General features: G+C 61.5%; 5 protein-coding genes. 1 reads left to right on the top strand and 4 read right to left on the bottom strand.

All coding sequences use genetic code 11. The annotated features are described in order from the left end of the window. The 3 genes from AAFM29_RS12845 to AAFM29_RS12835 form a co-directional block, all read right to left on the bottom strand. Positions 1–811, bottom strand: an 811-nt coding sequence (locus tag AAFM29_RS12845) for a HEPN domain-containing protein (protein ID WP_341713199.1), incomplete at its 3' end; no start/stop codon positions are given. Positions 812–859: 48 nt separating this feature from the next. Continuing rightward, entirely contained in the window at positions 860–1,063 is a 204-nt protein-coding gene (locus tag AAFM29_RS12840; RefSeq protein ID WP_341713198.1) for a conjugal transfer protein TraD, read from the bottom strand. Positions 1,064–1,100: 37 nt separating this feature from the next. Next, positions 1,101–1,406: a conjugal transfer protein TraD gene (locus AAFM29_RS12835; RefSeq protein ID WP_341713197.1), complete on the bottom strand. Its 306-nt coding sequence runs from the start codon at positions 1,404–1,406 to the stop codon at positions 1,101–1,103. A gap of 171 nt (positions 1,407–1,577) precedes the next feature. Here AAFM29_RS12835 and traA point away from each other — a divergent pair, with 171 nt between their 5' ends. Further along, positions 1,578–4,475 (top strand): Ti-type conjugative transfer relaxase TraA, encoded by a 2,898-nt coding sequence (gene traA, locus AAFM29_RS12830; protein ID WP_341713196.1) that lies wholly within the window; start codon positions 1,578–1,580, stop codon positions 4,473–4,475. Positions 4,476–4,833: 358 nt separating this feature from the next. On the opposite strand, the gene AAFM29_RS12825 is transcribed toward traA, so the two are convergent. Next, positions 4,834–5,021: hypothetical protein (locus AAFM29_RS12825; protein ID WP_341713195.1), on the bottom strand; the 188-nt coding region annotated here is incomplete at its 5' end.

Genomic DNA, 5,021 nt, shown 5'->3' with positions numbered 1-5,021 from the left:
TGCGGTAGTGCTTCGAGTAACGCGCCTTGACGTAGGCTTCCTTGAGCTTCTCGAAGCGCGCACGGTCGCGCTTCGTCTCGCGGGGCCAGACGTACGTGAGGCGGGGATCAATACGCTCGGCTTGTGTACGCAGGAAGCCGAGATTGTGCACGTGGGGTGTGTAAAAGGTGCAGACCAACAGTACGCAGTGGTAAAGGCGTTCCGCAGCTTGGTGGAGCTCGAAAGCCGCCTTTTTGTTCCAACCTCGCTGAGCGGCCTCATTCCCTTGAATGAGAAACTGCTCTGCTGAAGGCATCCACTCGTCGAAATACTCCTGCGCCATGGCGAGTGCCTGCTTCGGCGTCTTTGGCTTGGGCGTGTGCAGTTCAGTGTCGTCGAACTGGTACAGCGCCACACCATCCTGCTTCACATCCATGAAGAAGTAGCGGCCATGCGCCAGCCCGTCGTTCACCTCCTGAAGCGTATGGACGATGAAGTTGACCGGTGTCTTGAGCGTGCCGGTCACGCCATATTCGCGCATCAGGCGGTCATCGAGCCTGGACCAGTATTTGACCCTGTCGGTCAGACGCTTGTCGCTGACGATGATCAGCAGATCATAGTCTGACTGATAGCCCTTGGCGGTGTGCGGTTCATCGACCCAGGTTCCGCGTGCATAGCTGCCGTAGAGGATAACCTTGAGGATCCGACCGGCCTTCTTCCACTCGTGCTTCGAGAGCGCAAAGGCATCGTCAAACTCTTCGAACACCAGCTGCACCACGCGCTCGATCTCGCGCTGTTTCTGGGGCGGCAGGTGATCAAGTCCGGTGCGCATTGGGTCGAGCCTAGCAAAGCCGGAGTCGGGCTGCACCCTGTAATCGCGTCATTTTGGGTCAAACGCGCGCGCACCGCGCCGCCGCCACACAGTGAGTGCCTGTTCGCGCTCTTCGCCTTGCAGCTTGCCGGCGACAACGAGGAATGCGCCGAGCATGACCGCGCGGTCATCATCGGTTAGTTCGACCAGCCCTGCCTTTTGCACCAGTCCGCCAAGCTCGATCAGGTGACGGGTTCGTTCGCGTCGGTGCATGGCCCAATCTCTCTTGTCGGTACGGCGCTGACTGGCTTCAGCGCGCAGTATCGCTGCCAGGGTCTTGCGCAGCGCTTTGCTTGTTGCCTGCAGTTCGGTTGCCTTTGGTCCGCGCCGTCCCCTGAAAGAATGCCTCGCCTCGCGCTGCCCAGCCCTCGCGCTTGTGCGGTTCCTTGGTGGCAGCGATGGCAACGAGTGCGCCGGTCAGTTCTTCGATGCTCAGTGTGTCGGCACCGGTCGCGATGACCAGTTCGCCAAGCTGCTGCACCTTGCGGGTCTTGAGCATTGCGGCCTTGTCATTGAGCGCCTTCAATTCTGCATCGAAATCTCGTGGTTTGCGCATGATTGTCTCCATCAGTGTTTGATGGGACCATCCTAAAGTGCCGCGTCACCGATTGCTGCAATGTTGCCGGGACAGGCTGATACCGCCTAGTCCCGATCAGGATTTTATCCTGTGAGGGCGCGCTTATACGTCGTGCCGACGTCGCTTGTTTGCCGTAACCGGATTGCCGCCATGGCGATCTACCATTTCTCGGCCAAAGTCATTTCCCGCAGCGCCGGATCGAGCGCGGTCGCATCTGCCGCCTATCGTTCCGCGGGGCGACTTCACGATGACCGGCTCGACCGTGCGCATGACTTCACCAACAAGGCTGGTGTCGTCCATTCCGAAGTGCTGCTGCCCGAGGGCGCGCCCGAACGGCTGGGCGACCGCTCGACCCTGTGGAACGAGGTCGAAGCTACCGAACTGCGCAAGGACGCACAGCTTTCACGCGAGATCGAGTTCGCCATTCCGCGCGAGCTGAACCGGCAGCAGGGTATCGAACTTGCCCGCGACTTTGTGCAGGCCGAGTTTGTGGAACGCGGGATGATCGCCGACCTCAATGTGCACCAGGATGTGGGCGCGGACGGTCTCGCAAGGCCCCACGCCCATGTCATGCTGACCATGCGCGAGGTGGATGAGGACGGGTTCGGCAAGAAGGTGCGCGACTGGAACCGCACTGAACTTATCGAGACATGGCGCGAGCGCTGGGCAAGCCACGTCAACGAGCGGCTGGCTGAGCTCGATATCGACGCGCGGATCGATCACCGCAGTCTGGAGGCGCAGGGCATCGACCTTGAGCCGCAGACCAAGATCGGAGCACCTTCGCTGCGCATGGGGGCGGACGCTGACCGGCTGATCGAGCATCATGCCATCGCGCGCGAGAACGGCGAGCGGATCATCGCCGATCCGGGCATCGCATTAGACGCGATCACCAAGGGGCAGGCGACCTTTACCCGCCGCGACCTTGCCATGTTCATGCATCGGCACTCGGATAGCAAAGAACAGTTCGACCGGGCGCTGAGTGCGGTGCAGTCCTCGCCCGATCTGGTCGCATTGGGCAAGGATGGTCGCGGGAATGAGCGGTTTACCACGCGCGACATGATCGAGGTGGAAGCGCGGATGGAACGCGCTTCCGCTTTGCTCGGCGAACGCGATAGACAACGCATTGACCAGCAGTCACGCGAGCGGGCCCTCGCCGCCGCCGAAGAGCGGGGGCTTGTTCTTTCCGGCGAGCAGCGCACCGCCTTCGATCATGTCACCGCAGGCAAGGACCTTGGCGTGGTCGTCGGCTATGCCGGGACCGGCAAGAGCGCGATGCTGGGCGTTGCACGCGAAGCGTGGGAGGATGCGGGTCTGTCGGTGCGCGGCGCAGCGCTGTCCGGCATTGCCGCCGAAAATCTGGAAGCCGGATCGGGCATCGCTTCGCGCACCATCGCCAGCCTGGAACATCAGTGGGCGCAGGGCCGTGACCTGCTTAGCCCCGGTGACGTGCTGGTGATCGACGAAGCCGGGATGATCGGTTCGCGACAGATGGAACGCGTCTTGTTCTCTGCTCAGGACGCAGGGGCGAAGGTCGTTCTGGTCGGCGATCCGCAGCAGCTGCAGGCCATTGAAGCGGGCGCAGCATTCCGCTCGATCGCCGAGCGGCATGGCCATGTCGAGATCACCGAGATCAGGCGGCAGCAGGTCAACTGGCAGCGCGATGCCACGCGGCATCTGGCAACGGGGCGCACTGCCGAGGCAGTCGAAGCCTATGCCGGGCATGACATGGTGCATGCTGCCGATACCCGCGAAGCAGCGCGAGAGGAACTTGTCGAGGGCTGGAACCGCGAGCGTGCTGCCGATCCCGGGCACTCGCGGATCATTCTGACGCACACCAATGACGAGGTCCGCGCGCTTAACGAACTGGCGCGCGGCAAGCTGCGCGAGGATGGCGCACTTGGTGCAGACGTGTCGGTCACCACCGAACGCGGTGCGCGCGCGTTTGCGAGTGGCGACCGGTTGATGTTCCTGCGCAACGACCGCGAACTTGGGGTGAAGAACGGCAGCCTTGGCACGGTGCGATCGGTGAGCGTGCAGCGCATGGCCGTGCTGCTCGACGATGGCCGCAGCGTGGCCTTCGACACCAAAGACTATGCCCATGTCGATCACGGTTACGCCGCGACCATCCACAAGTCTCAAGGCGTGACCGTGGATCGTGCTCATGTTCTCGCCACACCCGGCATGGATCAGCACAGCAGCTATGTCGCGCTGTCGCGTCACCGTGCGTCCGTCTCGCTGCATTACGGCAAGGATGATTTTGCCGATCAGGGCAGGCTCGTTCGCACGCTGTCCCGCGAACGGGCGAAGGACATGGCCGGTGATTACCAGCGCGCAGGCCCTGCGCAGGCATTTGCCGAGCGGCGCGGGATCACATTCAGCGAGCGCGTTGCCGGGATCGTCCGCAAGGCGCCGGACAAACTGCGCGGGATGTTCGGCGGACTGCAAGCGCCGCCAGTGCCCGCCCGGGGTGCAGATCGCCAGATCAGGGCGCAGGCGGCTGTTCGGCGTCATGCCCGTGTCGCGAGCGCGTTGCTCCGCGCACAGGAGGACGGCACGACCATGAAGCAGCTTGTCGAGCAGGGCCGCTATCAGCCGATGGGGCAGGAGCTTGCAGCAGCACGCGACGAAATGAATGCCTTTGGCTCAAACTATGCACGCGACATGGAGCGGGCCTATCTCGCGGATAACCCGCTCGCGCATGAAGCCGCAAGCGGACAGGTCCGCCGCGCCATTATCGCAATGAAGGCTGAGGGGAGAATGCGGGAAGCAAGGCAGGAGCGCGCCGACCGGTTTGTTTCGGAATGGCAGAAGCTCGAGCGGCAGGGGCGGCAAAACTACAAAAGCGGCAAAATGGGCGCCTACCGCGAAACGCGGTCACAGATGGCGGACATGATCAAGAGCCTTGAACGCGACCCCCAGCTTGAATCGCTCCTGGCCAATCGAAAGCAAGAGCTGGGCATGAAAATCGACAGCGGGCGTTCACTTGGCCGTGAACTGGCATTCCAGCACGGCCTTGATCTTGGTCGAGGGCGCGGATTGGGGATTTGAGGGTTGTGTGCCTGTGATCGGGAAGGTTGTCGGTCAGAAACGCACCCTAAATCCGACCGTCTATGATGCCGCGCTCACTTCCCGGAACCGGCAATGGAGGACACTTGGCCTTTGATTGTTCGCCTGTTGATCCTAATGATTCAGCGGCGCGATGAGGTTGCGCTCTAGGCTTGGTCCTAACTCGATCTGGACTTGGAATGCCCTCAAACCTATCAGCGGTACCTGCGGAGCTCGCAACGGTATATAATCGTTATCGGTATGACCCTCAGAACCGAAAGGCGTTTGATGCCTGGGCCGCGTAACTGCGCCATTTGGTCGCAATCACCCGCCTGGCCACCAATATCCTGTCCTTCGCACACTAAGCCCACGCCTGACGGTTTTTGCCGGTGACAAAGAGATGCATGCTGGAAGGCCGGAAATGAGACGATTTTGAGTTGATATGAAAAGCATGTCGCCTCTGAACCTCAGGCTCCCAAAGAATGTGTTTTGCGGTTAAGGCATGAAAAGTGATTTGGAGGGCAAAGGGTGTTCCGGATGGGTTTGAAG

This window comes from Erythrobacter sp., assembly GCF_038133525.1.
GTDB lineage: Bacteria > Pseudomonadota > Alphaproteobacteria > Sphingomonadales > Sphingomonadaceae > Qipengyuania.
The sequence above is the reverse complement of the archived record's forward strand: the minus strand, read 5'-3'. Positions and strand labels throughout refer to the sequence as shown.

Coding starts and splice junctions, on each gene's coding strand:
- AAFM29_RS12840 (WP_341713198.1), bottom strand. CDS start 1,063: ATGCACCGACGCGAACGAACCCGTCACCTGATCGAGCTTGGCGGACTG.
- AAFM29_RS12835 (WP_341713197.1), bottom strand. CDS start 1,406: ATGCGCAAACCACGAGATTTCGATGCAGAATTGAAGGCGCTCAATGAC.
- traA (WP_341713196.1), top strand. CDS start 1,578: ATGGCGATCTACCATTTCTCGGCCAAAGTCATTTCCCGCAGCGCCGGA.